We start from the raw sequence: 26027 nt of genomic DNA on the forward strand, positions 1-26027 counted from the left end.
AATAACAGATGACTGATCTTTAATTTCCCATTGCTTCGCCCAGGCGGATAGGTTTGCCTGCATGCCAGCTGGCATTGAAGTCCAGTACGCCCTTTTCAAACAGCATCACCACGGTAGAGCCTAACAGGAAACGGCCCATTTCCTCACCTTGTTCCAGATGGATATTGCGGTCACTGTAATCCCAATGCACGAGCTTGCCCGGGCGTGGCGGGTTAATAATGTGGTCTTTGGCATCGTGCCAGACGGTGGCCATACTGCCGACAATCGTCGCACCGACCAGCACCATGACAAACTTGCCGTGCTGGGCAGATTCAAACGTACACACCACGCGCTCGTTACGCGCAAACAGGCCGGGCACATTGGCGGCAGTCAGCGGGTTCACCGAGAATAAATCGCCCGGCACATAAGTCATATGCAACAGCTTGCCAGCGCAGGGCATATGGATGCGATGGTAGTCCTTGGGACTTAAATACAGGCAGGCAAAAGCCCCATTGTCGAAATTAGCGGCTAATGCCGCATCGCCACCGACCAGCGTGTGTGCCGTGTAGTGATGGCCTTTGGCCTGGAAAATCTGGCCGTTTGCAATCTTGCCAAACTGGCTGATGGCACCGTCTACCGGGCAGACAAAAGCATTATTCTCCAGTGGTCTGGCGTCCGGTTTCAATGGACGGGTAAAGAACAGGTTAAAGCTCGCATAGCTCGCAATATCGCCATTGAGTGCTTCTTCCATATTGACGTGATACTTGCGCACAAACCAGCCGATAAAGGCGGTGGTCAGGCGGCCAGCTTGCCAGTGCGCCAGTTTTCCGGCGGCAGCGGTCAGCAATTGTTTGGGGGCGATGTATTGCAGCAGAATGGCGAGTTTCACTCTGAATATCCTCTTCTAGTCTCAGTCCATTATCAGGCCTGATCGTCACTCCAGCAAAGGGGGAGTAACGTCTTAATTCAATGATTTAGTTATAAAAAAAGCACAGGCGATATTACATCGACCTGTGCTTTTTGCCTATGGCAGTTTCATCAGAATTTTGATGAAACCGTGAGGCTTTGATTGCTTATCAAAAACAATTCGTTTTTAGATTGAGTCTTTAATTGCCGAGCAATTCACCAAAAACATTAGTTTTTAGATTGATCTACTAATTTGTTTTTCGCAATCCAAGGCATCATGGCGCGCAGTTTGTTACCTACTTGCTCGATTGGGTGAGCAGCGTTCAAACGACGACGTGCAGTCATTTCTGGATAGTTAGTACGGCCTTCCAGGATGAACTGTTTAGCGTAGTTACCGTTCTGGATGTTAGTGAGGCATTGACGCATTGCATCTTTGGACTGGCTGTTAATCACTTGTGGACCAGTGACGTACTCACCATATTCCGCGTTGTTGGAAATGGAGTAGTTCATGTTGGCGATACCACCTTCGTACATCAGGTCAACAATCAGTTTCAGTTCGTGCAGGCACTCGAAGTAGGCCATTTCAGGCGCATAACCCGCTTCAACCAAAGTCTCGAAACCGGCTTTCACCAGTTCAACCGCGCCACCACACAGCACAGCCTGTTCGCCGAATAGGTCAGTTTCAGTTTCCTCACGGAAGTCAGTCTCGATCACGCCACCTTTGGTGCCGCCATTAGCCGCTGCGTAAGACAATGCGATGTCTTTGGCCTTGCTGGAAGTGTCCTGGTAAACAGCGATCAGTGAAGGAACGCCGCCGCCTTTCAGGTATTCGGAACGCACAGTGTGGCCTGGGCCTTTAGGGGCGATCATGATCACATCCAGGTCAGCGCGTGGCACGATCTGGTTGTAGTGGATATTGAAACCGTGGGCGAATGCCAGCGCAGCGCCTTTTTTCAGGTTAGGTGCGATTTCGGCATTGTAGATTTCTGCCATGTTTTCATCTGGCAGCAATACCATGATCACGTCAGCATCTTTAACTGCTGCGGCAATTTCCATGGTTTTGTGGTTAGCGCCTTCAGCTTTTGCCCATGAACCGCCGCCTTTACGCAAGCCAATCGTGACCTCTACGCCGCTGTCACGCAGGTTGGCTGCGTGGGCGTGACCCTGGGAGCCGTAGCCCACGATGGTTACTTTTTTGCCTTTAATGATGCTTAAGTCGGCGTCTTTGTCGTAATAAACGTTCATGTCTGCTTTTGCCTTTCAATACAAATGCTTGGGTATATAAGTAAAAATAGTATCAATTAAACTTTGAGGATGCGGTCGCCACGACCAATGCCGGACGCGCCGGTACGCACGGTTTCCAGAATCGCGCTGCGGTCTAGGGCTTCAATAAATGCATCCAGTTTGCTGCAAGAGCCGGTAAGCTCAATAGTGTAGCTATTGTCGGCCACATCGATAATACGGCCGCGGAAAATGTCGCACATGCGCTTCATTTCGTCTTTATAAACGCCGGTGGCTTTCACCTTGACCAGCATCAGTTCGCGCTCAATGTGCTTGCCATCGTTGAGGTCCAGCACTTTGACCACGTCAATCAACTTGTTGAGTTGCTTGATAATCTGTTCGATCACGTCATCGGAACCCGTCGTCACAATGGTCATGCGCGACAGGGTAGGATCTTCAGTCACGGCGACTGTGAGCGATTCAATGTTGTAACCGCGGGCAGAGAACAGGCCAGCCACGCGTGACAGCGCGCCGGCTTCGTTTTCCATCAACAGGGAAATAATGTGACGCATTATTGTTCCCCTTTCAGGCGGCTGGTAGACAGTGGGCTGAGTACCATTTCTGACAAGCCTTTGCCGTTCTCAACCATGGGGAATACGTTTTCGCTTTGATCGGTTACAAAATCCATAAACACAAATTTGTCTTTTTTATCGAATGCTTCTTTTAGCGCGCCTTCCACATCGGCAGGATTGGTGATGCGCATGCCGACATGGCCATAAGACTCTGCCAATTTGACGAAGTCGGGCAGGCTGTCCATATAAGACTCGGAGTAGCGGTTTTCGTAGAAGAACTCCTGCCACTGGCGCACCATGCCCAGGTAGCGGTTATTCAGCAGGATCACCTTGATTGGCAGGCTGTATTGCGCACAGGTCGACAGTTCCTGGATATTCATCTGGATGCTGCCTTCGCCGGTAATACAGGCCACTTGCGCATTCTTGTCGGCAAACTGGCAGCCCATGGCATACGGCAAACCTACACCCATGGTACCCAGGCCGCCGGAGTTGATCCAGCGACGTGGCTTGTCAAATTTATAGTATTGCGCAGCCCACATCTGGTGCTGGCCTACGTCGGAGGTCACATAGGCTTCCCCCTTGGTGACTTCCCACAGCTTTTGCACCACATATTGCGGTTTGATCACGGTGTCCGAGTAAGCGTAATCCAGTGACTGTATACCGCGCCACTCGTTAATCTGCGTCCACCAGTCAGCGGTATCTGTGGTCTGGCTTTCTTCCTGTGCCAGAATGTCCAGCATGTCGGACAGTACAGACTGAACATCACCGACAATGGGCACATCCACTTTTACGCGTTTGGAGATGCTGGATGGGTCAACATCGATATGAATAATGGTGCGCTTCTGGCTGGCAAAATGTTTGGTATTGGCAATCACGCGATCGTCAAAGCGTGCGCCCACCGCCAATAACACGTCACAGTGTTGCATGGCCATATTGGCTTCGTAAGTACCGTGCATGCCCAGCATGCCAACAAACTGCCTGTCGGTGGCTGGATAACCACCCAGGCCCATCAAGGTATTGGTGACCGGGAAGTTAAGCGCCTTGGCCAGTTTGATCAGCTCTGCTGAACCATTGCCCAGCACTACGCCGCCGCCGGTGTAAATCATCGGGCGTTTGGCATTCAGCAGCAATTTCACCGCTTTCCTTATCTGGCCACTATGGCCTTTCAGGATCGGGCTGTACGAACGCATCTCTACCGTTTTCGGGTAGATGAAATCTGCCACATGCGCGGTAATGTCCTTGGGAATATCCACCACCACAGGACCTGGACGGCCGGTTTTGGCAATAAAAAATGCCTTCTTGATAGTGGGTGCGATATCTTTGACATGCTTCACCAGGAAGTTATGCTTCACACAGGGACGGGTAACGCCGACCATGTCGACTTCCTGGAACGCATCCATGCCAATGGCCGGCACCGGGGCCTGGCCGCTGATCACTACCAGTGGAATGGAATCCATGTAAGCTGTTGCAATGCCGGTGACGGCATTGGTCGCGCCAGGACCGCTGGTCACCAATGCAACGCCTACATCGCCCGTTGCACGGGAGTAGGCGTCGGCGGCATGAACTGCCGCCTGCTCATGGCGCACCAGAATGTGCTTGAAGCCATTCTGCTTGTAGAGCGCGTCATAAATATGCAAGACAGCCCCGCCCGGATAGCCAAAGACAAATTTGACTTTTTCTTCATTCAGACAGTTGATGACAATGTCTGCACCAGTCATCGATTTGGCTTGAGAGTCGGTCGCGGCGTGGGCTGAAGAATCCATAAAATCTTGATTATTATGCTAATTAATGTTGAACCCTATACATTAACTTGCTTTACTAATTTGGTCAAGATTGTCGCGGAAAACGTACACTATTTATAAGGAGTGAAACCGTCGCTTGCCGGATGAAAATAATTTCAAATAAGGGTTGACTTAATAAATGAGAAACATTATCATTTACAAAACTTGATTGAATGAAGGTCAGTCCACAATGCAAGCCGATTTCGCCGTGAAAGAAAGTGATCTGTTTGACCCGGACCTGCCGACTGCGAGCGCTGTGCTGGTGTCGCTGAGTTGCGTGGCGACGCGGTATGCGACCAATCCTTCCGAGGATCTGGCGTTACTGGGGTGCAGTCTGGCGCAAACATTGACTGCGCCGGAGTATGCGGAAAACGGTTTGATTGAATCGGCGGCCAGGCAGTTGTTGCAGGATTGGCAGGCGTTGTTGCAGGCGCACCGCGAATTTGCCATGCAGCAGGTAGTGACGGATTTTTTGGAGCCTTCTTCAACCATACAATAATGCGTTACAATATAGGGTTTACTGATATTAAGTAGCGAAATATTTAACTGCAGGATTTTTAAGGAAAGGTTTTAACACAAATGGCAAGAACAACGGGACCAAGACTCAAGATTATGCGCGCTTTAGGCGTAGAGCTGCCAGGCTTGTCACGCAAATCGATTGAAAATCGTCCAAACCCACCAGGCCAGCATGGCAACCAGGCATCGCGTCGTCGTCGTTCGGACTTTGCCGTGAAGTTGATGGAAAAGCAAAAAATTCGTTTTAACTATGGCGTGAGCGAAAAGCAAATGCGTCGCTTGATGCTGGAAGCCCGTAAAGGTAGCGAGCCAACCGGTGAAAAATTGATGTCTTTGCTGGAGCGCCGCCTCGATAACGTAGTGTTCCGGGCCGGATTTGCACCAACAGGTATTTCTGCCCGCCAGCTGGTTAATCACGGACATATCCTGCTGAATGGTAAATCGGCCAATATTCCATCCATCCGTTTGCAAGTGGGTGACGTGGTGACCTTGAAAGAGAAAAGCCGCAAGATTCCTATCGTGGTTGAAGCACTGGCAACACCAAGCCTGACTCAGCCTGAGTGGCTGTCCGTGGATAGCACAACAGCGAGCGTGAAAGTCGGTCACTTGCCTTCGATTGAAGATGTGCCGTTCCCGCTGGATGTGCAACAGGTGGTTGAATATTACGCTAACCGCGTTTAATGCATGAAAAAAGCAGCCATCTGGCTGCTTGTAAAGAATTTGAGCAATGCTCCTAACCCCAACATGTCATTGCTCAAATAGGCGTTGTTTTATTTAGACGCCAAATACCCCTGGTAAGGGTGTTCCTTGAAATCTGATGCCGCATTGCTTCTGCATGTAAGTCGGCTTTTTTCTAAGTCTGAATGATATAAGGATGGGTGGCAAATTGCAATCGTTATCAAACGAGACGGACGTAGTGACAAGTGTTGCACGTGCTGATGTCTCTGTGGTCGATGCAGCCCACCTGTTGGGAGATGCCGGTGAGCTGGCCATTTTGCATGGTGGCGAAACATATAGGTTAACGCGTACCAAGCAGAATAAGTTGCTGCTGACAAAATGCCGCAATATCAGCGCATTTGAGAGTACGCATAAGCTTGATCCGCATCCATGATTTATCCATGTGCTCCTGGGGCTGTTTGATGCCCCCGGGCAATTGAATCCGGTTTTGCCGGAAATCTTTACGAAATAATCACTACCTGCCTTTACGAAAGTTATATGAACAATCAACAACTGTCGAAAAGAAGTGTAATGAAAATCGTTCACCTTTAGGTGAATGATTCCCTAACAGAAATGAGCGAGGTTTGTGCTGATGTTGCCGCGTGAATCAATCAATGCGTTGTCGTTAAAGCCTGCTGTGCCACACAGCTCGCCCGTGCCGCCCCTGAGCCTGCATCACAAGCAGCCTGGGCAACTGGCGGGGGCGTTCCGCTGGTCCGTGCTGGCCACGGAAGAGTGGCTCCTGCAAAACCGGAGCCAGCGCTGGTATGGGGTGGGTATGCTGGCAGTGGTCGCTCTGCATGCTGCACTGGTATGGTGGGTGTTTGCACATCATGAAGCATTGATTAAACCGCCTGAACTGACGCCGATGACGGTATCTTTGATTACCCTGCCAGCCAAGAAAGAAGAAGCACCTGCGCCTGAGGTTGTGCCGATAATCAAGCAAAAACCAGTCATTAAACCTGTCGTCAAACCTAAAGAAACCCCGATGAAACCTGTTGAGCGGCCTGCGCCTGTGGTGGAGCGTATTGTAGAGCCTGCGCCAGACCAGCCACGTTTTGAGGCAAGTACACAATCTTCACCACCACCGATGGAAGCGCCGGCAGCGGCATCCGCCACCCCTGCACCAGTCCCGGCAGCGCCACCCAAGCAGGAAGTCGTGGAGGAAAAAGAGGAGCCACCCAAGTTCGGTGTCGCCTATTTAAAGAACCCCCCACCGGAATATCCGAGATTATCCAGGCGTGCAGGCGAGGAAGGCCGTGTGTTGTTAAAGGTCCTGGTATCCGCTGAAGGCCGCCCGGATTCGGTGGAAATTTCAAAAGGCAGTGGTTTTGAGCGTTTGGATACGGCTGCCCTGAATGCGGTCAGGCAATGGCGGTTTGAGCCGGCGCGTAAGGGTGGTAAGGCATTAAGTGCTTTCGTGATTGTGCCACTGACATTCACATTGAATTAAGATTTAACAGGAAAGGAAGTTTTTACATGCAATCTACGAGCGGTTTGGCATTTATCACCGGAGGCGGTGCAGTCTCAGTCATTGTGGCGCTAACGTTGCTGACCATGTCAGTTTTGAGTTGGTATTTTATCCTGGTGAAGGCTTGGCAAGTACTCAAGAACAAGCGCCAGGTGACAGCCTATGTGCGCCAGTTCTGGCGTAAATCCACCCTGCAGGAAGCTTTGCAGGATGCACAGCTGCAATCTCCGGCATTCAGGCTGGTACTGACTGCGGTCGAATCCACCCAGCACCACCAGCAATATGCCAGCCAGTCTTTAGGCGCGGCCTGCAGCCAGGATGAATTCATAGCGCGCCAATTGCGCCGCACGTTGTCACAAGAGCAAGCCGGTTTGGAAAGCGGCTTGTCTGTGCTGGCTTCCGTGGGCAGCGTGGCTCCTTTTGTTGGCTTGTTCGGTACCGTATGGGGGATTTACCATGCGCTGACTGCGATTGGCCAGTCTGGCGTGGCTACCATTGATAAAGTGGCCGGCCCGGTCGGTGAAGCCTTGATTATGACTGCGATTGGCCTGGCAGTGGCGATTCCGGCCGTGCTGGCGTATAACGCTTATATCAAGGCCAACCGTAGCGTGATGGCCGAGCTGGAAAGCTTTGCCCAGGATCTGCATACGCTGCTGACAACCGGTGCGCCTTTAATGATAAAGCCTGGCCAGAAATCTAACGTGACGGATATCCACGCCAAAGTGATGAGTAAAGGCAACGTATGATAGGCAGCAACCCATTCAGCGCGGGTGAGCACACCCAACCGATGAGCGAGATCAACACGACCCCTTTGGTCGATGTCATGCTGGTGCTGCTGGTTATTTTCATTATTACGGCGCCTTTGTTGACGCATGCAGTCAAAATTGACCTGCCACAAGCCACCTCACAACCGCTGGAAGAGAAGCCGGAAGTGATTGACCTGGCCGTGGATGCTGATGGTAAGCTTTACTGGAATGATGTGGAAGTCGCTAACGATGTGCTGGCTGCACGCTTCCAGGATGAGAGCGCCAAACAGCAGCAACCTGAATTGCAAATCCGTGCCGATAAAAATACCCGCTACCAGGTATTGGCAGACGTGCTGGCAAAAGCGCAAACTGCTGGTATGAAAAAAGTCGGCTTTGTCAGCCAGCCACAGCCATAAATAAATTCGCAGGTAGTCACACATATGCAACGGAAAACCATCCGGCGCTGGGCATGGGTTCACAAATGGTCCAGCCTTGTCTGTACCGTGTTCATGCTGCTGTTGTGCCTGACCGGCCTGCCACTCGTTTTCAGTGACGAAATTCATGACTGGGTGGGTGATCATATTGCCACACCCGAGATTCAGCATACCGGCCCTATGGCCAGCATGGATACCTTGCTGGCGGCTGCAAAATCACGGAATCCTGGCTACGTGCCGCTGTATATGTTCCGTGACGAAGACGAGCCTTTGCAATGGACCATCAGCATGGGCAAAACAGCCGATGCCACCACTGGCATCCGGTATGTGGTCATGGATGCACGCACTGCGCAGGTACTGGGTGAGCCGCCGGCAGAGCAAGGCTTTATGTATGTGATGTTCAAGCTGCATACCGATTTATTTGCTGGGTTGCCGGGCATGCTATTTCTGGGGGTAATGGGGCTTCTTCTGGTGATCGCCATTATTTCCGGTGTGGTGCTGTACGCGCCTTTTATGCACAAACTGTCTTTTGGCGATATACGGCATCAGCGCGGGGAGAAGCTGAAGCGCCTGGATATCCATAATATGCTGGGCATCGTTACCCTGAGCTGGTTTTTCGTGGTGGGGGCTACCGGTGTGATCAATACCTGGGCAGACCTGCTGGTGACCTACTGGCAGTCCGACCAGATGGCGCAAATGATTGCGCCTTATAAGAATTTACCGCCACCGACACAGTTTGCATCACTACAACAATCCATGGATGTGGCACAAAAAACTGAGCCCGATATGCAACTGGGATTTATTGCATTTCCCGGTACCGGTTATACCAGCCAGCATCATTACGGCATTTTTATGCGCGGGGATACGCCGTTGACCAAACGCTTGTTCAAACCCGTGTTAATTGATGCACAAACGGCCACATTGACTGACAGCCGACCTTTACCGTGGTACCTGGTGGCATTGCTGGTTTCACAGCCTTTGCATTTTGGTGATTACGGTGGCATGTCGTTGAAGTGGATATGGCTGGTGCTCGATATCCTGAGTATCGTGGTGTTATGGACCGGCCTCAAAATCTGGTGGAAAAAACGCCATCAGGTCATGCCGGCCATTTATGTTGACAGCATGGCGCACAGGATGCAGCCGCATCAGGGGTAAATGATCCGTATGAAACATCAATCCCTCACCCAAATATTTTTCTGGCCAGCCGTGATCGCTGTTATTTCACTGGCTGGGCTGATCTTCGCGCTCGTTTATGATGACGGCCTGGAAATAGTGGCCAATGCCGCTGTAGCACTGCCCGTTGCCGTGGCTTTTTATTACTATTACTTAAAGCCTGACCGTCAATCAACCCCAAAATCAGCGCTAAAGAACAGACAGTAAGATCGCTTTTTAACCCAGCCAGCCATCGAGTGTTTCACTCCAGTAGCTAGCCAATATTTTCATCTGGACGAAATGGAGAAATCATGCGAAAAAAAGTAACACAATGGTCACAAGGGCTGGCAATATTGGCAAGCACAATGTGTCTGATGCAAGCAACCGCACATGCAGCAGACCGCTGTGATGTGACAGTAGAAGCCACGGATGCCATGACCTTCAACACCAAAGAAATTTCGGTGCCCAAAAGCTGCAAGGCTTTTACGGTCAATCTTAAGCACACTGGCAAGATGAGCAAAAACATCATGGGCCATAACCTGGTCATCAGCAAACAAGCCGATGAACAAGCGGTGCTGCAAGACGGCAGTAAAGTAGGCGTTACACAGTCATTTGTCAAACCACAAGATGCGCGTGTAGTCGCTGCGACGACCATCGTGGGTGGTGGTGAAAGTGCCAGTACCTCATTTGCGCCATCGCAACTAGACGCCGCCGGTAGCTATGTGTTCTTCTGTTCCTTCCCTGGCCATGCTTCCATGATGAAGGGTACCCTCAAACTCATTTAAGTCTGATCTGATCATATAAACGAGATTGAAGTGAATGGCCGGCATGGATTTTTCTGTGCCGGCCATTTGCTTTGGGGAGGTGCCACTTCCTTATTAACAATAATGACTATTATTGAATACGCTGGCCAGTCAGGCTGCCAGCATTGCTTTACGGGGATGTTGCGAATAACAGTACACGTGGCGAATCCATATCAAGACAGTATTTTTGTGTAAAATCGGTTGATTTCACGAATGATAATTATTATCATTAAAGTCAATTAGAGCAATTAAATGACTACAAAAATAGTGGCCTTCCTGTTAACCCTGACCTTCAATTGAATGCAGAGGATCTCAATGACTTTTATCAATAAAAATAAACAATCCGGCACATATTTATTACCCAAGAGAAGTGTAGTGGCGGTGTTACTGGCTTTTGCAGCAAGCCCGGTACTCGCGGCGGATGCGGAAGCAGAACAAAAAGGAACTGTGACCCTGGATGAGGTGGCTGTCGTCGGGTCAGCAGATAAATCCGGAGACAATTTCAAATCATCTGCCCAATCTGTTTCTATCATTAATGAGCAAGATATTAGAAGCATTGGTGCCAATAAAAAACTGGATGATTTGCTGGGTTATGAGGCGGGGGTGCTATCAAAACAGTTTGGTGCTGATAACAAATCCAACTGGTTCCAGGTCAGAGGTTTTGATGCCAATACCACATTAGATGGCACTTCCATATCGAACAATGGATTCTTCGTTTGGGAACAGGAAATTTACGGGTTGGAGAAGGTGGAGGTTCTTAAAGGAGCTAACTCTTTCAATTATGGCGCGACGGATGCTGGCGGCACTATTAACTTGGTATCCAAGCGTCCTATGACAGATGTTGCAGGTGAACTCAATGTCAGTGTTGGTAATTTCGACAGAAGAACAGTCAGTGGTGATTACAATGGCATTATTAATGACTCGGTACGTTATCGCTTAGTTGGTCTCTATTCCAAAGGCGACTTTCCAATCCATTATACTGGGATGGAGCAATTTTATTTTGCACCTAGCCTCACTTGGGATATTACAGATCACACTAGCCTCACCGTTTTAGCAAGCATGCTCAAGAAAAAGGGCACGCCGACCAATGGCTTTATGCCAGCTTATGGTTCTCTAACTGGAACACCATACGGCAAAATCGGTTACCACACCAATCTTGGGGAACCTGACCGCGATTATTTTGACCGCAAGCAATATTCGCTTGGTTATGAATTTAGTCACGATTTCGGGCAACAGTTCAAATTTACGCAAAACTATCGCTATGGCAAGATGGATCATGATTTCGTGGGAGTATTTGCCTGGGGGTCAGATAATGATAGGCTTGCCCATCGCGGTTATTCCTATCTCAATGGGAACTCAACAGTTCATAGTATAGATAATCGCCTAAGCAAAACATTTGCCTTTGGCGAATTTATAGATACTTTTATGGTCGGGCTTGACTATAAGCGCAGCAAAGCGGACGCAAAGAATAACGGCTTTGGGTTTGTGCCGGATATTGACATGTTTAATCCTGTTTACGGTGCACCTTTTACCGTTACTGGCAATCCATATGATCTCAGTTTGAAGCAACAGGGTACCTATATATTCAATAAACTAGATTGGAACGATACGGTTTTAGTCAATTTAGGTCTTCGACACGATCGCTATGACAATAGCTCCTATATTGGATTAGTGCGTAATGCTGATGACGGCGACAAGAATACTCATAATGTCAGCATTATGGTACGCACGCCGCTTGGCTTATCCCCTTATGTTAGTCACTCAACTTCCTTTAACCCACAATTGGGCTCAGATGGATATGGCCGAGGATACAAACCATTTGAAGGGAAGCAATGGGAAGTCGGGATGAAATATGAGCCCACCTGGATGAAGGCCAGTTTCAATCTGGCATTGTTTGATTTAACAGAAAAAAATGCCTTGATTGCAGATGCGTCAAATATTCAGATACAAGCAGGTGAGCGACGTAACCGCGGTATAGAACTACAGTCTGATTGGCTGCTTAGTGATAGCGTTTCTGCCAGAGTAAGTTATACGCGTAACAATGCTGAACAGGATCTCAGTGTAACCCAAACAGTGAGAGCCCCACTCATCCCTGATAACCAGGCGGCTGTCAAAATCAGTTATAAGCGCCTTCAGAGCGATATATTGAATGGTCTCAAGTTGACGTTTGGTATTCGCTACAATGGAAGTACCGAGGATCAACGCTATTATCCTGGTCAGAAAGTACCGTCTTATACCCTGGTGGATGCCATGGCAAGTTATCCAGTTTCACAACACTGGAACTTGCAGGTTAATGCGACTAACTTATTCAACAAAGAATACCTCAGTGCGTGTGACTTTTATTGCTACTACGGTACTTCCCGTACTGTCGATGCGCAGTTAAGCTATTTGTGGTAACTCAGAGCACCCACCCTACGCAAGTGGGTGCTTATCTTGGTTCTTAGGATAATGTGATTTGCGTTCGTCTTTCTGTTACTGACTGGCTTGATGAGCGCAATCCATTTTCTTGGTTCATTACATAAACGTCTTTACTATGATGCGACAGATGCGCGGTTTCTGGGGCAGCGCATTCCCTGGCAAGGGACGGCCGGTGATCTTATCGTGCAGGCGCAGTTCCCGCTACATTCGGGCAGGATTCTTGGGCTGCCGGGGCGTATCCTGATTTCTGTCATGGGCCTGGTCGTGGCCATATTGTCTGTCACAGGTCTCTATCTGTGGTGGAAGAAGCGCAAAGCCAGAAAGATATCTGCGGCCATGATGTTCTGGCAGGCTGCCAGAAAGAGCACGCCTTTGGTGAAGTGATTAGTAGACGTCGCGACGGTAACGGGCAGAAGCTGTTAACGTTGCCATGGTCGCGTCACCCAGTATTTCTAGCAATTGCTGATGGACAGCAGGCGCCATGCCACTGGCGCTGCCGCACACGTAAATGGCCGCCCCCTGTTGTACCCATTGCCTGATCTCTCCTGCCAGTGATTTTACCTTATCCTGCACATAAACACGTTCTGCCTGGTCACGCGAAAATGCCGTGACCAATGTTGTGAGTACGCCTTGTGCCTGCCATTGGCGCAGTTCTTCCTGAAAGTAAAAGTCATGGGCGGCATTGCGCTCACCAAAAATCAGCATGTTCCGGTGATGGCCTTGTGCAATCCGTGCCTTGAGGTGAGCCCTGAGCCCTGCGATCCCGGTGCCGTTACCGATCAGGATTAACGGCATATCGGTGGCTGGTGCATGAAACGCACTGTTTTCACGGATACGCAGCGCAACCTCGTTGCCTATGTCCGCATAACTGGTCAACCAGCCTGAACCTATGCCTAACCTGCCATCCGGGTAATGTGTCTGCCGAACCAGTAATTCCAGTTGTTGATCCTGCGGGATAGAGGCAATCGAATATTCGCGATGTGGTAGCCGTTTGAGAGTTTGCACAATGGTCGCAGCATCCAGGCCAGACAGCATTTTCCAGTCAGCCTCGTCATGTGGCAATAATTTATCCAGCAATGCCTCCTTCAGCGGTAAGCCTTCGCCGTTGACGGGTACATTGCCATCCAGGGGCAGTGTTGCCAGAAACTGCGCGACTGCCTGTGGCGAGTTACGCGGCCCGACTTCCGCAATATCTCCCGCCTGCCATTGCATGACAGAAGGCTGTGCCGACAAGGTTAAGTGGAACACTGGTGCGCCGGCGCTGCCCGGATTGACCAGTATACGTGCGGTCAGCGACCATGGCTGGTAAGCCGGTGCTTCCCAGTCCGGCATCTCCGTATTGTGCGCCAGCAAACCCAACTGGTATTGCCAGTGCCGCAGTGCACCATCATCCAGGTGGTCGACTTCAATCAGGTCGAATAATGGCATGGCATGCGCATGTTGCAGCCAGGCATCCAGCGCATGGCCAAAGCCACAGAAAAAGCTATAGCCAGAATCCCCCAGCGCCAGTATTCCGTATTGCAAGTGAGGGAGCTTGATGTCACTTTGCATCACGCTTTGCTGGAAGTCGGCCGCATTATTCGGTGCATCTCCTTCGCCGGTAGTGCTGGCCACAAACAGGATACGGTTGAACGTCTGCAAGGTGGCAGCCTCCATAGCGGAGAGCGGCAATATTTCGGTGTCAACCCCTGCCGACTTGAGCGATTCGGCAGTTTTCCTGGCAAGCGCCTCGGCGTGACCGGTTTGGCTGGCATAAGCCACCAGCAGGCTGTTGTGATCACGCAAGCGGTTATCTGTTTGCCCCGTGCCGGAAGCCATGTTTTTCTTCTGATGGCGCCAGAATATCCAGGTGCAAAACAACAGGTAGAGGAAAATAATGCCAAGTGCTTTTGACGTATGAGTCATTTGAAGAGGGTGTGCATAAAAAATATCAGGATAAACATGCTGCCTGAATGACCGCTATTTATTCCAGCATGGCTTTCAGCGCCGGGGAAAGGTGTTCTTGCGGACCGTTTGCCTGTTGCTCGGTTAGCAGCGTGGCAATATTGTGCCTGCTGGCGTAATCAAGCGCTGCGGATACGCCCATGACCGTGAAAGCGGTGGCTAACGCATCTGCCTGCATGCAGGTATCGTGCATCACTGTGACCGAGATCAGTGCGTTGACACTACGGTCTACCGGATAACCAGTCCTGGGGTCTATGGTATGCGCGTAATGCTGGTTGTCGTGCGTGAAATAGCGCCGGTAATCACCGGAAGTTGCGACGGCCATGCCATGCAATGCCACAATGGATTCCGTGGCCTGTGCTATATCAGGCGGTGTTTCCAGGGCCACCCACCATGGCTGGCCATCTGGTTTGAGGCCGGTTCCATACAACTCGCCACCCACTTCCACCAGGTAATTTTCTATCCCTGCCTGCCGTAGCGCGTTGGCCACCCTGTCCACGCCATAACCTTTAGCGATACCAGAAAAATCCACATAGGCGTTACCTGGCTGCCCCAACCGTTTGCCATCACGATCCAGCTGCAGGCGTCGCCAGCCACAGCGGCTTTGTGTTTCGCTGATCTCGCTGGTATCGGGCGGTACGGTACGCTGGCCGTGCGGGCCAAAGCCCCACAAATTCACCAGCGGGCCTATGGTCGGGTCAAAGGCACCGTGGGTGTCTGCCGCGATGCGGAGGGCACAATCCATGACCGTAAAAAATGCGTCAGGCAGTGTGTGCCAGGTATCGGCAGCGGCGGTGTTAAACAGGCTCAGGTTTGAATCTGCCTGCCAGGTGCTCATCTGGCTGACCACGAGATCCAGCTCGTTCTGTATCAGTGCGCGCACTGTTTCTGGCGCGTGCGGCGGTGTATGAATGTAACGGACAGTCCAGGTCGTGCCCATGGACTGTCCGCTTAAAGTGGCCTGCTCCCCGCTGGGTAGCGCCGGAGGCAGCGTGTGCAGGTGTGGGGGAATCAGGACACGGCGCATTGCTTATTGCGGCAAGACTTCCAGGGTCAGCACATACGACAAGGTACGCTCTTTGGCGATCTTGTTTGATACATGGCCGTCTTTGAAATCGGCATCCAGCCAGTACATGCCGGCCTGGTCAAAGGTCACTTTGATTTTGCCGTTTTTGTCTGTTTTGTAGCTTTGTTCTTCCGGATTGTTTCTGTAGCGGATTTGGCCGCGCACAATGGCAACCTCTACGTCTGCCGTGGGTTTGCCGTCCACCAGGAAGGTCAGCTCTACAGGCTCACCGGTCACCAGGTCATTGGGGTGAGTGCTCGCTACCAGTTCTAGCCCTTTGTTGGATGGCTTGAGAGCTGACGGTTTCCCCAGCGTAATATAGTTTTCCAGGCGGCTTTCGGTTTCAGAAATATTCAGGTCTTTGGCATCGGCAGGGACTTCTTTGGCCAGCGCTTCTGCGGTACCCATAAAGCGTTTGGGCTTGTTGTCGCTGTCTTTCCAGCTGGCACGGAACCCGGAGCGTACCAGTTCCACGCGATAAGTGCCTTTTTTGTCGAACTTGGCATCAAACACGGTGCGCAATTCGCCTTTCAGCACATTCACCGGCGTCATCTGGCTGCCATCTGGCGCCAGGATGACCAGTCCATCAATCGCCAGCGGGCGATGGTCAATCTGGAACGGTTCGGTGGAAGTGGCGGCATCAAATGTCACAAACTGCGTGGCAGACAATACGGTACTGGATGGCATAATCCAGAAACCATGCGCCTGTGCACCAGGCGCGGACATGCCCAGCGCCAGCGAAACTAAAGCAAGCATTTTTTTCATCGGTGTATTCCTCATGAGTATTTTTTAATCAGGGGTTCAGGGCCCAAGGTTTCAAGGCCCTGGGTTTCAAGACTTAGGGTTTCAAGTCAATGATAATGTCGCCCAACTCCTGCTGGCCAGCCGCTTTGACCTGCTCTGCTTTTTGTACCGGCCAGGTGAATGGCACGCGCACGATCTCGCGGCCACCTTTTTCACGCGCGGCTTCCACCGCAATATTGTATTGGCCTGGCGGCAAGGTTCCCAGCGGGGCCTTGCCTTCCGTGAAAGTCAGTGATTGCTCACCAACTGGCCGGGTCGCACCTGATACGCCATCAATCGGCAGCGACTGTTCACGGCCACTTTTGCGCCACCACTGGCGTAAATCTTTCAGCCATTTGTTACCTTCGTCACCGTTGGCCGCTTTTTTCTGGCTGTACCAGGCTGCCAGGTTTTTCTCTACACTTTGATCCGGTTTCTCAATCCAGATTGCCACGTAAGGACGATGGTATTCTGCAGTATTGATTTGCGGAATTGTCGCCTTGATATTGATTTCACCGGCGTTTGCCTGGTTGTTGAACAAACCGGCCACCAGTGCCGGAATAAGAGCAGGAACCCACTTGCGCATTGACGAATTCTCCTAATAACTTAATGAATAAATAAAATGACCAACACCAGTGGAATCACAACGCCGAGGCCAACCAGCGGCCAAGTCGATGGCCGGTTACTGGCGTGCATGCTCAACATGAACAGGCCTGTGATGGAAAACACGAGTGCAGCCGTTGAAAAAATGTCCAGGAACCAGCTCCAGGCGGTGCCGGTATTGCGACCTTTATGCAGGTCATTGAAATAGGAAATCCAGCCGCGGTCAGTTAACTCGTAGTTAACTTCGCCGCTATTGCGGTCTACCACCAGCCAGGCATCGCCACCAGGGCGGGGGAGCGAGACATACACTTCCGCGTCGGACCATTCGCCCGGAACCCCTGCCAGTTCCACCTGCAAGGCATTGCTTATCCAGTCAGCCGTCGCTTTAGGCAAGGGCGCCTTGTCGTCAGCCGGTTCGGCCTGGATCTGTTTCAGTAACGGAGCAGGTACCGTAGCCGATTTTTTGGAGACGACTGGCGAAGATTCGATATGGCCTGCGTTATTCAGGGTGATGCCGGTCAAGGCAAATAACAGCATGCCAACCAGGCAGGCGGCGGAACTGATCCAGTGCCAGCGATATAAATGCTTGAGCCAGAATGCCCGGTTGGAATTAAATTGTGTTTGCATCTCTGGCAATGTTGAGTGTGAGCCCGGTTAAATGTGATTGCGGATTAACCAGGCAGTCACAAAACAGTCTTTGTGTAAATGAGAACCAATATCATTATAGCAGAATTAAGGGGTACGCTCACCAGTGAAGACCTGGCGGCTGTGTATCTTTTTGTATCTGCCATACGGTTTGCTGAATCCTGTCTTTGCAAAAAAACGTTGCATTTCGCTGATTAGTCTTTGTTTTCTGCCAATACACCGGGATGAATGGTGTCCAGCGTCTGGCAACCGGTCAGCGCCATGGCAATTTCCAGTTCTTCGCGCAATAAGCGGATTAAATGCGCCACACCCAGTGCTCCGGCAGTTGCCAGGGCATGAATATAAGGGCGGCCTATCATCACCGCAGTTGCGCCCAGTGCGCGTGCCTTGAGGATATCAGTACCACGACGGATACCGCCATCGACCAGCACAGGCACTGTACCATTCACGGCAGCCACTACCTCGCCCAATGCGGAGAGTGTGGCTGGTGCAGAATCCAGTACGCGTCCGCCATGATTGGAAACCACCACGCCTGCAGCGCCGCTATCCACGGCTTTCACAGCATCATCAGGGTGCATTACGCCTTTGAACAGTAATGGCAACGATGTTTGACGGATGAGCCAGGCAATATCTTCCCATGTAGGGGCCAGAGTCATCAGGCCGTCGAAAACCGGGCTCATGTGTTCCTGCAACGCTGGCATGGCGATGGGGGCAACATTGCTTTGCGCCACCGCGGCAGGCACGCTAAACCCGGCGCGCTGCTCACGGTTGCGCGCACCGGATACCGGTGCATCTACGGTCAGTACCAGTGCATGGTAGCCTGCTGCTTCTGCGCGTTTGACCAGCGCCAGTGTGGCATCGCGATTGCCTTGCCAGTAGAGCTGGAACCATAACGGGCCTTGTGCCTGGCTGGCAATGTCTTCCAGCGGGAGAGAGGCCTGGGTAGAAACCACCGCCACGCCGCCCATCACGCTGGCTGCCAGCGTGGTCGCCAATTCGCCTTGCTCGTGGAATAAACGCTGGGTGGCCACGGGGGCCAGGAGAATCGGGTGGGCCAGCGTATCGCCAAACAGGGTGCAGCGAGTATGCCCGCCACGCACATCGGTCAGCGCACGTGGCCATAGTTTCAACGCTGGCCAGGCTGCCAGGTTAGCTTGCAGGGTCAGTTCATCGGCTGCGCCGCCCTGAAGATAGGCCCAGGCCTGTTCTGGCAGGTGTTGCCTGGCATAACGCTCATAGTCGGCGGCACAGACAATATCTGCCGGAATCGCAGTTAAAGGCGCGGCTGCCATCAGCGGCTCCATTGCCTTAACAGGTTATGGTAGTGGCCGGTCAAGGCCACGATTTCTTCCGAATTGCCAAGCTGGTTACGCAATTTGATCAGCGTCATATCCAGGTTGAACAGCATGCTGCGTTGCCAGGCGTCGGGCACCAGGCTTTCCACCCAGGAAAAAGCCGCGATACGCTCACCCGCAGTGACCGGTTCCACGCGATGCAGGCTGGAAGAAGGGTAAATAATCGCATCTCCTGCCGGCAGTTTCACTTCATGACTGCCGTAAGTATCTTCAATAATCAGGTCGCCCCCTTCATAACTGTCGGGGTCAGACAAAAATACCGTGACCGAAATATCCGTGCGTACCCGCTGCCCGCTATATTTGTTCAACTGGATGGCATTATCAATATGGTCACCATAGGTGCCGCCATCGGTGTAGCGGTTGAACATGAACGGCAGTATCGACTGCGGTAACGCGGCAGAGAGAAATAGCGGATGCCGTTCCAGTGCGGTAGCAGCGGCTTGCGCGAGCGATGGGTATTCAGCCGCTTCGGTGGAAAATTGCAGATTGCGTTTTGCTTCCGCCGCCAGTGGCCCGGCCGTGACAGCCCCGTCCAGCCACGGCCCGGCCTGTAACGTCTGGCGTAGTGTCTGTACTTGTTCTGGTGTGAATACTTCAGGGATATGTAGCAGCATGGGTGATCTCGCAACCAATAAAAAAGCCCGCCAGAATCAACTGGCGGGCGTTTAGTTTAATGCATTTAGAACTTAATTTCTGCAGTTGCCATCGCAGCACGTGGCAGGCCCATTTGTACACGGGCACCGCTGTTGTTCATTGTATTGATATATTCTTTATTGAAGATATTGTATACATTGAGGCGCAGGTTCACGCTCTTGTTCACGGCATAGGCCAGCATGGCGTCGAATACAGTGTAAGACTGGATTTCCGGCATATTGTTGATAGACGGGTCAACCGTGGTCACCAGGCGTTTCTGCTCACCCATATAACGTGCGCCACCACCAATGGTGAAGTTGTTATACGAATATTGTGTCCACAGGGTTGCACTGTATTCAGGAATCCAGCGTACACCTGTTGAAGTTGATACTACACCTGCATTGTTTTGACTGTTCTGGTCAAGCGCTTTCGCATTCATTTTGGTCAACCCAGCAGACACTTGCCAATACTCGGTCAGGTTACCCACTGCCATCAACTCATAACCGGTGACGCGGGTTTTACCCATTTGCGTGGCTTGGGCGGTCACAGGGTCAAATGAAGTCTGTTTATCGTTTTCAGTCCTGAATAATGCTGCAGTGACATTCAGCTGGTCGTTCAACAGGTTCCACTTGGTGCCAAGTTCCACATTATCCGTTTTTTGTGGATCCAGTGCGCCACTGTTCTGGTTATCCGGATCAGCAGATAAAGCAAAGTTTGCACTGGCTGGCGGGGTATATGAACTGCCATAGGCCAGATACACACTGCCGTTAGTCGCTGGCTTATACAATATGCCAGCTTTGTAGCTGCTCAGGTTGTCTGAATCACTGAGGGAAGTTCTGACACCGGTGGCTGCCAATGCATTCGCTCTTGTATCATAACGCTCAAAGCGCACACCACCATTCACTTGCCATTTATCGGTTAAATCTATTGTATCAAATGCATATGCTGCTATCGTTGCAGTACGGCCATCGGTTTTAGCCCCTGTTGCCGTAGGTTTGGGCAGGTAATCATTGTCATCAGGATTGTACAAATTAGCTGCTGTGATAGGCGTTGCGGCCGCAAATGTTCTGTTCTTTTGTTCTTCGTGGATCAGCTCAATACCGCCTGTAAATGAGTTCTTAAAACCACCAATATCAAAAATACTATTCAGGCTGGTCTGGTTAATCAGAATCTGGTCATCACGGTCAATGCGCTGGCGAGTTCTTGCCACAGTCCATGTACTTGGGTCTGTAGCAACCGCGCCTGACCCTGCCGGATTGAGCCCATTGATCCCTGTTAAAACCCGGTCAATGGAGGAGCGGCCATAGCGCGTAATATTGCGAACAGTGGTTTTGTCAGACAAGTCATATTCCAGTTTGGCAGTAAACATATCCGCATCGACGCGCTCGTAGTCATTTTTGCTACCGTAAAAGTTACTGCGGTCTACTTTGCGGCCTGCATTCAAGTTCGCGTTGGAGTTATAAAAGCCACTCATGCCAATCGAAGGAATACCGCCATCCGGTGTATTGTCCTGACGGATATGCTGACTGTAGAAATAACCACGTGCGTCAGTACCCAAACCAAAGGCAATCGAAGGTGCAATCGAGAAGTTCTGGTTATCCACGTTATCGCGTTTCTGGACGTCGCTTTCGGTGATTAAACCGTTCAAGCGCACGGCGATAGTATCGCTGAGTGCCTGGTTCATATCAAGGGTGGCACGTTTCTTGTTGCCTGTACCATAACCGGCAGTCGCATAGTTGCTGTTGGTCAAGGTTGGTAATTTGGTAATCAGGTTGATATAACCGGACGCTGCACCACGACCGATGTCGCTACCGGCAGGGCCCTTGACCACTTCTACCTGTTCAGTGTTAAACACGTCTCTTGTCACGGCGCCGAGATCGCGAATACCATCCACGAACAACTGGTTGGAGGCATTGAAACCACGCATGGAGAAAGTGTCGCCGGCGGAGGTGTTGCCGTTTTCACCCAACTGCATGGTAATACCGGGTGTGTTGCGCAAGGCATCGGTCAGTGTAAATACGCCTTGATCGCGCAGCAGTTCTTTTTTAATCACTTGTACGGTTTGCGTGGTATCCAGCAACGGTTTGGTGAATTTGGTGTTGGCAGATTCGTCCGTTTTGAAGCTTTCAACTTCTTTTTTGGATTTGACGGCAACTTCAGGAAGCTGGGATACCTCATCGGCGGCCATGGCTGTCATGGAAAAAGTGGCAGCTACCAGGGCTGCAATGCGCACGGGGTTGTGCTTGCGACTGCGAATATAACTCACGGTTCTTTCCTCTATTAAAGTGATATCTCGCTGGCTACAAGGAGTGTCCGTTGGCTTGCTTGATGGATTGTTAATAATGTTTAGATGAATATTTATATATTTATCGTGTTGCCTGGTGCATCATTCCGCGTGGGAGGCTGCATCAGCCCCTATTGCTTGCAAATTGTTAATTGGTTTGACTGCTTTCAGCCTTTTCGGGGGCTGTGATTAATTTGCTACGGTTTGTTTTGTTAGCTAGCACATTGCGGGAAAGTGCAGTTTTTCAAAACGTATCGAAATGTATAAATATGTATCAAGGCATGCGAATGATAACAGTTCTCATTTATAATTACAAGCCTTCGGTATGATAATTAGTATGATATGAATTTGCAGCTGGCGTGATTGCGCTGGCTGTTTTAGCGTTTAACAGGGTGAATAAGTTTAAATGAACAAGCGTTTGCGTTTAATTGCCATGCTGTGCCAATGGCTGTGTCTTGGCTTGTGCCTTGAGTTATCTCTGGGCGCACAAGCTGCGGAATCGCTTTGGTATAAGGATGGTGATCCATTGGATACCGGGCTGGAGACGATGCCGCGGATTCCTGATGGTTACCGTGGTCTGGGGTCGCCGTGTGCACAACTTGACCTGGGTAAACCGTTGACACTGGCAGAGGTGGCAGATGCCAGTTTGTGCCATAACCCGCAAACCAGTGAAGTCTGGGCGAGTGTACGCGTGCAGGCTGCACAACTGGGCGTTGCCAAATCTGCCTACCTGCCGACGGTGACGGATAATGTCTCTACCAGTTTTAATGTATTGCATCCGGAATCCGCCACGCGCGGGAATCCTTCCCTGAATTTGGGCAACAGCCTGGTGGCCAGCTATCTGTTGTATGACTTTGGTAACCGCCGGGCCAACCTGGAAAATGCGCGCCAGTTACTGCTATCCGCCAGCGCCAGCCAGAGTAGCGTGATACAGAATGTGTTGCTGAATGCGACGGTGGCTTATTACCAGGTGCAGGCCAATATCGCGGCCCTGAATGCGGCGCGTGAAACCGAGCGCGCGGGGGAAGAGAGTTTCAAGGCGGCGAGTGCGCGTTACCGCGCCGGTGTGGCGACGCCGGCAGACATGTTGCAGGCACAAACTGCCTTTGCGCAATTTACGCTGGCACGCATTACCAGCGAGGGCAATTTGCAGATCGCCTATGGCAACCTGGGGAACGTGATGGGCCTGCCCGCACAGCAAAAAGTCGAAGTGGTCAACACTGCGCATGAGGCGCCGCCATCCATCCTGGAAGATGTCAGCCTGCTGATTGAGCAGGCCGGGATGCGCAGGCCGGACCTGGTAGCGAGCGAAGCACAGGTGAAAGCCGCACAGGCCAGCATTGATGCCAGCAAGGCGGCGACGAAACCGACTATTTCTGTCTCCATGTCGAATAGCGTACAGGATGGCTCACAACTCAGTTCCAGCAATAGTTCTACCGTGGGGTTCACGGTATCCATTCCGCTATTTGCCGGTTATGCGCCGACTTACCGCATCCGGGCGGCAGAAGCCACAGCAGATTTACGCGCAGCGCAGCGTGACCAGTTACGCTTGCAGATTTCACTGGATGTCTGGAATGCTTACCAGAGTTTACGCACGGCCTTGCAGTCGATTACCGCGACCAAAGTGTTGCTGGACAGCGCAGAGCAGTCTTATCGCGTGGCATTGGGGCGTTATAAAGCGGGCGTGGGCAATATTATTGATACGCTGAATGCACAAAGCGCACTGGCTACCGCACGCCAGCAACATATCCAGGCCGCACTGGGCTCCAACATTGCGCGCGCGACGCTGGCGCAGGCCATGGGGGCTTTGGATAATGCCATGATCCAGTCCTTGCCTAACGCTACCGCCTCATCCAACAATTAAACCGAACATTCAGCAACTCAACAGAACGCCCGACTTTCATTATGAAACTACTCAGAAAAATTATTGTGTTCATTGTAGTGGCGGCCGCAGCTGCAGGCGCTTATTACTATTACCAGAAAACGCATCAGCTCAAACCGGAGGATATGTATCGGCTGGATGTGGTGACGCGTGGCGATATTGAGCAGTCGGTGTCAGCCAATGGCACGCTGAACCCGGTCAGCCTGATCAGCGTGGGTACGCAGGTGTCCGGCATTGTGCGCAAATTGTATGTGGATTTTAATGACCAGGTGAAGAAGGACCAGGTGCTGCTGGAACTGGATAGTGCCCTGTTCAATGCCCAGATCACCCAGTCGCAAAGCAGCGTACGCAATAACCAGGCCAGTCTTGAGCTGGCGGTGGCCAATGAAAAACGCATGCGTGAACTGTATGAACAGGATTATGTTTCAAAGCAGGAGCTGGATACCGCCGTGCAGGTGCTGAAGTCGGCCAAGGCACAACTGGAAAGTGCGCGCGGCTTGCTGGCGCGTGACCAGACCAACCTGAACTTCACCATTATCCGTTCACCTGTATCCGGCGTGGTGGTCAACCGCGTGGTGGATGTGGGGCAAACCGTGGCCGCCAGTTTCCAGACCCCGACCTTGATCCAGATTGCGCAGGATTTATCCAAAATGCAGATTGATACCAGTTTTGCCGAGGCGGATATCGGCAAAATCAAGGAGGGCCAGCAGGTCAGCTTTAATGTGGATGCCTTCCCCAGCCGTAATTTTGAAGGTGTGGTGAAACAGGTGCGCCTGAACTCAACCAATACCTCGAATGTGGTGACTTACAACGTGGTGGTATCCGTTAATAACGAGGACCTGACATTGCTGCCTGGTATGACGGCCTATGTGAATATTGCGGTGGAGCAGGCGAAACATGCCTTGCTGGTGCCGAATGCCGCCTTGCGCTACAAGCCGAAACAGGCGGTGGATACTGGCAAGGAAGAACAGTCAAAAGATAATGCAGGTGATAGCAAAGCGAAAGCAGGTGCGGCCGATGAAAAACACGGCCCTCGTAGCGAAGGGCGCGGTAACTGGAATGGTGCCCGTCGTGGTGACCATGCCAGCGGAAATGGCGGAGAGCATACCGGCGCAGAAGCTGGCAAAGGCCAGCGACGCGGGCCACGTGCCGGCGGCGGCAATATGGGCAAAGTGTATGTGCTCAGGGATGGTAAACCCGTGCTTGTCAGTGTGCGCGTGGGGATTACGGATGGCCGCTCAACTGCCATTCACAGCCGCGACCTGGCTGAAGGAGATAAAGTGATCGTCAGCGAGTTGCTGCCGGGCAGCCCGGTCGATGCGGGTGGCAATAATAACCGCCGTGGTCCGAGAATGTTCTAGGGCATGCCATGACACAGAAAAGTGTGATTGAGGTCAGCCACCTCTACAAAGCCTACCAGACGGCCGCAGGGCCGTTTCCGGTGCTGAAAGATGTCAACCTGCGTATCAACCAGGGGGAATATGTCGCCATCATGGGGCCGTCAGGGTCAGGGAAATCCACCTTTATGAATATCCTGGGTTGCCTGGATATGCCTACTTCCGGCACCTATGTGCTGGATGGGCATGCGGTTGCTGGTATGGAAGCGAATGCGGTTGCCGGCGTGCGCAACCAGACCATAGGCTTTGTGTTCCAGGGCTTTAACCTGCTGGCACGTTCCAGCCTGCTGGATAACGTGGCCTTGCCGCTGGTGTATTCGCGCATTGAAAAAGCCGAACGGCATGCGCGCGCCAAAGTGCTGCTGGAAAAAGTGGGGCTGGGCAGGCATTTGCATTCCCATCCCAACCAGATTTCCGGTGGCCAGCAGCAACGCGTCGCCATTGCGCGTGCGCTGGTGAATAACCCGCGCCTGATCCTGGCAGATGAACCGACCGGTAACCTGGACAGTGTGACCAGTGAAGAAATCATGGCGCTGTTTGGCCAGTTGAATAAGGAAGGGATCACCATTGTGCTGGTCACGCATGAACATGACATCGCCGACCATGCCAAGCGGCAGGTACGGTTCCTGGATGGTGAGATTGTGCAGGATACGCTGAGCGCTGCAGTGCCAGTGGATGGGGTGGCGCAATGACAGATTTCATGAAGGATGGGCAAAATT

General features: G+C 51.7%; 26 protein-coding genes. 14 read left to right on the forward strand and 12 right to left on the reverse strand.

Features of this window, described 5'->3' with window-relative positions:
* Window positions 1-19: 19 nt before the first annotated feature.
* The 4 genes from asd to ilvB all read right to left on the reverse strand — a co-directional run bounded on the left by asd (window position 20) and on the right by ilvB (window position 4441).
* Window positions 20-868, reverse strand: coding sequence for an archaetidylserine decarboxylase (gene asd, locus BLP53_RS08420; RefSeq protein ID WP_091471714.1), 849 nt, complete (start codon window positions 866-868; stop codon window positions 20-22).
* Window positions 869-1113: 245 nt separating this feature from the next.
* Window positions 1114-2130: a ketol-acid reductoisomerase gene (gene ilvC, locus BLP53_RS08425; protein WP_091471715.1), complete on the reverse strand. Its 1017-nt coding sequence runs from the start codon at window positions 2128-2130 to the stop codon at window positions 1114-1116.
* A gap of 56 nt (window positions 2131-2186) precedes the next feature.
* Window positions 2187-2678 (reverse strand): acetolactate synthase small subunit, encoded by a 492-nt coding sequence (ilvN, locus tag BLP53_RS08430; protein ID WP_091471716.1) that lies wholly within the window; start codon window positions 2676-2678, stop codon window positions 2187-2189.
* Entirely contained in the window at window positions 2678-4441 is a 1764-nt protein-coding gene (gene ilvB / locus BLP53_RS08435; RefSeq protein ID WP_091471717.1) for a biosynthetic-type acetolactate synthase large subunit, read from the reverse strand. The genes ilvN and ilvB overlap by 1 nt, the downstream gene beginning before the upstream one ends.
* A 208-nt stretch (window positions 4442-4649) precedes the next feature.
* Between ilvB and BLP53_RS08440 the strand changes: the two genes are divergently transcribed.
* From BLP53_RS08440 to BLP53_RS08490, 11 genes are all read left to right on the forward strand, one after another.
* Entirely contained in the window at window positions 4650-4958 is a 309-nt protein-coding gene (locus BLP53_RS08440; protein ID WP_091471718.1) for a hypothetical protein, read from the forward strand.
* Between the two features lie 80 nt (window positions 4959-5038).
* Window positions 5039-5656: a 30S ribosomal protein S4 gene (gene rpsD, locus BLP53_RS08445; protein ID WP_091471719.1), complete on the forward strand. Its 618-nt coding sequence runs from the start codon at window positions 5039-5041 to the stop codon at window positions 5654-5656.
* A gap of 205 nt (window positions 5657-5861) precedes the next feature.
* Window positions 5862-6086, forward strand: a complete 225-nt coding sequence (gene hemP / locus BLP53_RS08450; RefSeq protein ID WP_245652725.1) for a hemin uptake protein HemP — start codon at window positions 5862-5864, stop codon at window positions 6084-6086.
* A 198-nt stretch (window positions 6087-6284) separates the two neighbouring features.
* Complete coding sequence (locus BLP53_RS08455) at window positions 6285-7145, forward strand: energy transducer TonB (protein WP_091471920.1); 861 nt, start codon at window positions 6285-6287, stop codon at window positions 7143-7145.
* A gap of 26 nt (window positions 7146-7171) precedes the next feature.
* On the forward strand, window positions 7172-7909 hold the full coding sequence (locus tag BLP53_RS08460) for a MotA/TolQ/ExbB proton channel family protein (RefSeq protein WP_091471721.1): 738 nt from the start codon (window positions 7172-7174) through the stop codon (window positions 7907-7909).
* Window positions 7906-8325 (forward strand): ExbD/TolR family protein, encoded by a 420-nt coding sequence (locus tag BLP53_RS08465; protein ID WP_176755239.1) that lies wholly within the window; start codon window positions 7906-7908, stop codon window positions 8323-8325. Before BLP53_RS08460 ends, BLP53_RS08465 begins: the two co-directional genes overlap by 4 nt.
* A gap of 24 nt (window positions 8326-8349) precedes the next feature.
* On the forward strand, window positions 8350-9498 hold the full coding sequence (locus tag BLP53_RS08470) for a PepSY-associated TM helix domain-containing protein (RefSeq protein WP_091471722.1): 1149 nt from the start codon (window positions 8350-8352) through the stop codon (window positions 9496-9498).
* 9 nt (window positions 9499-9507) lie between these two features.
* Window positions 9508-9723: a hypothetical protein gene (locus BLP53_RS08475; protein ID WP_245652726.1), complete on the forward strand. Its 216-nt coding sequence runs from the start codon at window positions 9508-9510 to the stop codon at window positions 9721-9723.
* Between the two features lie 83 nt (window positions 9724-9806).
* Window positions 9807-10280 (forward strand): azurin, encoded by a 474-nt coding sequence (azu, locus tag BLP53_RS08480; RefSeq protein WP_091471724.1) that lies wholly within the window; start codon window positions 9807-9809, stop codon window positions 10278-10280.
* 333 nt (window positions 10281-10613) lie between these two features.
* On the forward strand, window positions 10614-12695 hold the full coding sequence (locus BLP53_RS08485) for a TonB-dependent siderophore receptor (RefSeq protein WP_091471725.1): 2082 nt from the start codon (window positions 10614-10616) through the stop codon (window positions 12693-12695).
* Between the two features lie 90 nt (window positions 12696-12785).
* The gene (locus BLP53_RS08490; RefSeq protein WP_091471726.1) at window positions 12786-13100 is read left to right on the forward strand and encodes a PepSY domain-containing protein; all 315 of its coding nucleotides are present in this window, start codon (window positions 12786-12788) and stop codon (window positions 13098-13100) included.
* On the opposite strand, the gene BLP53_RS08495 is transcribed toward BLP53_RS08490, so the two are convergent.
* The 8 genes from BLP53_RS08495 to BLP53_RS08530 form a co-directional block, all read right to left on the reverse strand.
* Entirely contained in the window at window positions 13101-14621 is a 1521-nt protein-coding gene (locus BLP53_RS08495; RefSeq protein ID WP_091471727.1) for a flavodoxin domain-containing protein, read from the reverse strand.
* Between the two features lie 58 nt (window positions 14622-14679).
* Entirely contained in the window at window positions 14680-15687 is a 1008-nt protein-coding gene (locus tag BLP53_RS08500) for an FAD:protein FMN transferase (RefSeq protein WP_245652728.1), read from the reverse strand.
* A 3-nt stretch (window positions 15688-15690) separates the two neighbouring features.
* Window positions 15691-16491 carry a DUF4198 domain-containing protein gene (locus BLP53_RS08505; RefSeq protein WP_091471728.1) on the reverse strand — a complete coding sequence of 267 codons (801 nt, stop codon included), beginning with the start codon at window positions 16489-16491 and terminating at the stop codon, window positions 15691-15693.
* Between the two features lie 73 nt (window positions 16492-16564).
* Window positions 16565-17095 carry a DUF2271 domain-containing protein gene (locus BLP53_RS08510; protein ID WP_091471729.1) on the reverse strand — a complete coding sequence of 177 codons (531 nt, stop codon included), beginning with the start codon at window positions 17093-17095 and terminating at the stop codon, window positions 16565-16567.
* Between the two features lie 20 nt (window positions 17096-17115).
* Complete coding sequence (locus BLP53_RS08515) at window positions 17116-17739, reverse strand: PepSY-associated TM helix domain-containing protein (protein ID WP_091471730.1); 624 nt, start codon at window positions 17737-17739, stop codon at window positions 17116-17118.
* A 212-nt stretch (window positions 17740-17951) separates the two neighbouring features.
* A complete protein-coding gene (locus tag BLP53_RS08520) occupies window positions 17952-19049 on the reverse strand; it encodes an alpha-hydroxy acid oxidase (RefSeq protein ID WP_091471923.1) in 1098 nt (365 codons plus the stop codon).
* Window positions 19049-19726: a Fe2+-dependent dioxygenase gene (locus BLP53_RS08525; protein WP_091471731.1), complete on the reverse strand. Its 678-nt coding sequence runs from the start codon at window positions 19724-19726 to the stop codon at window positions 19049-19051. Before BLP53_RS08525 ends, BLP53_RS08520 begins: the two co-directional genes overlap by 1 nt.
* Window positions 19727-19791: 65 nt before the next feature.
* Window positions 19792-22011: a catecholate siderophore receptor Fiu gene (locus BLP53_RS08530; protein ID WP_091471732.1), complete on the reverse strand. Its 2220-nt coding sequence runs from the start codon at window positions 22009-22011 to the stop codon at window positions 19792-19794.
* Between the two features lie 424 nt (window positions 22012-22435).
* Between BLP53_RS08530 and BLP53_RS08535 the strand changes: the two genes are divergently transcribed.
* From BLP53_RS08535 to BLP53_RS08545, 3 genes are read left to right on the forward strand one after another with little or no spacing between them, the layout of a single operon-like run.
* Window positions 22436-23893 (forward strand): TolC family protein, encoded by a 1458-nt coding sequence (locus BLP53_RS08535; RefSeq protein WP_425412902.1) that lies wholly within the window; start codon window positions 22436-22438, stop codon window positions 23891-23893.
* 41 nt (window positions 23894-23934) lie between these two features.
* Window positions 23935-25272 (forward strand): efflux RND transporter periplasmic adaptor subunit, encoded by a 1338-nt coding sequence (locus BLP53_RS08540; RefSeq protein ID WP_091471733.1) that lies wholly within the window; start codon window positions 23935-23937, stop codon window positions 25270-25272.
* Window positions 25273-25280: 8 nt separating this feature from the next.
* Window positions 25281-26000: an ABC transporter ATP-binding protein gene (locus tag BLP53_RS08545; RefSeq protein WP_091471734.1), complete on the forward strand. Its 720-nt coding sequence runs from the start codon at window positions 25281-25283 to the stop codon at window positions 25998-26000.
* The last annotated feature ends 27 nt before the right edge of the window (window positions 26001-26027 follow it).

Origin of the sequence: Methylophilus rhizosphaerae (genome assembly GCF_900100975.1) — a bacterium.
Taxonomy (GTDB): domain Bacteria; phylum Pseudomonadota; class Gammaproteobacteria; order Burkholderiales; family Methylophilaceae; genus Methylophilus; species Methylophilus rhizosphaerae.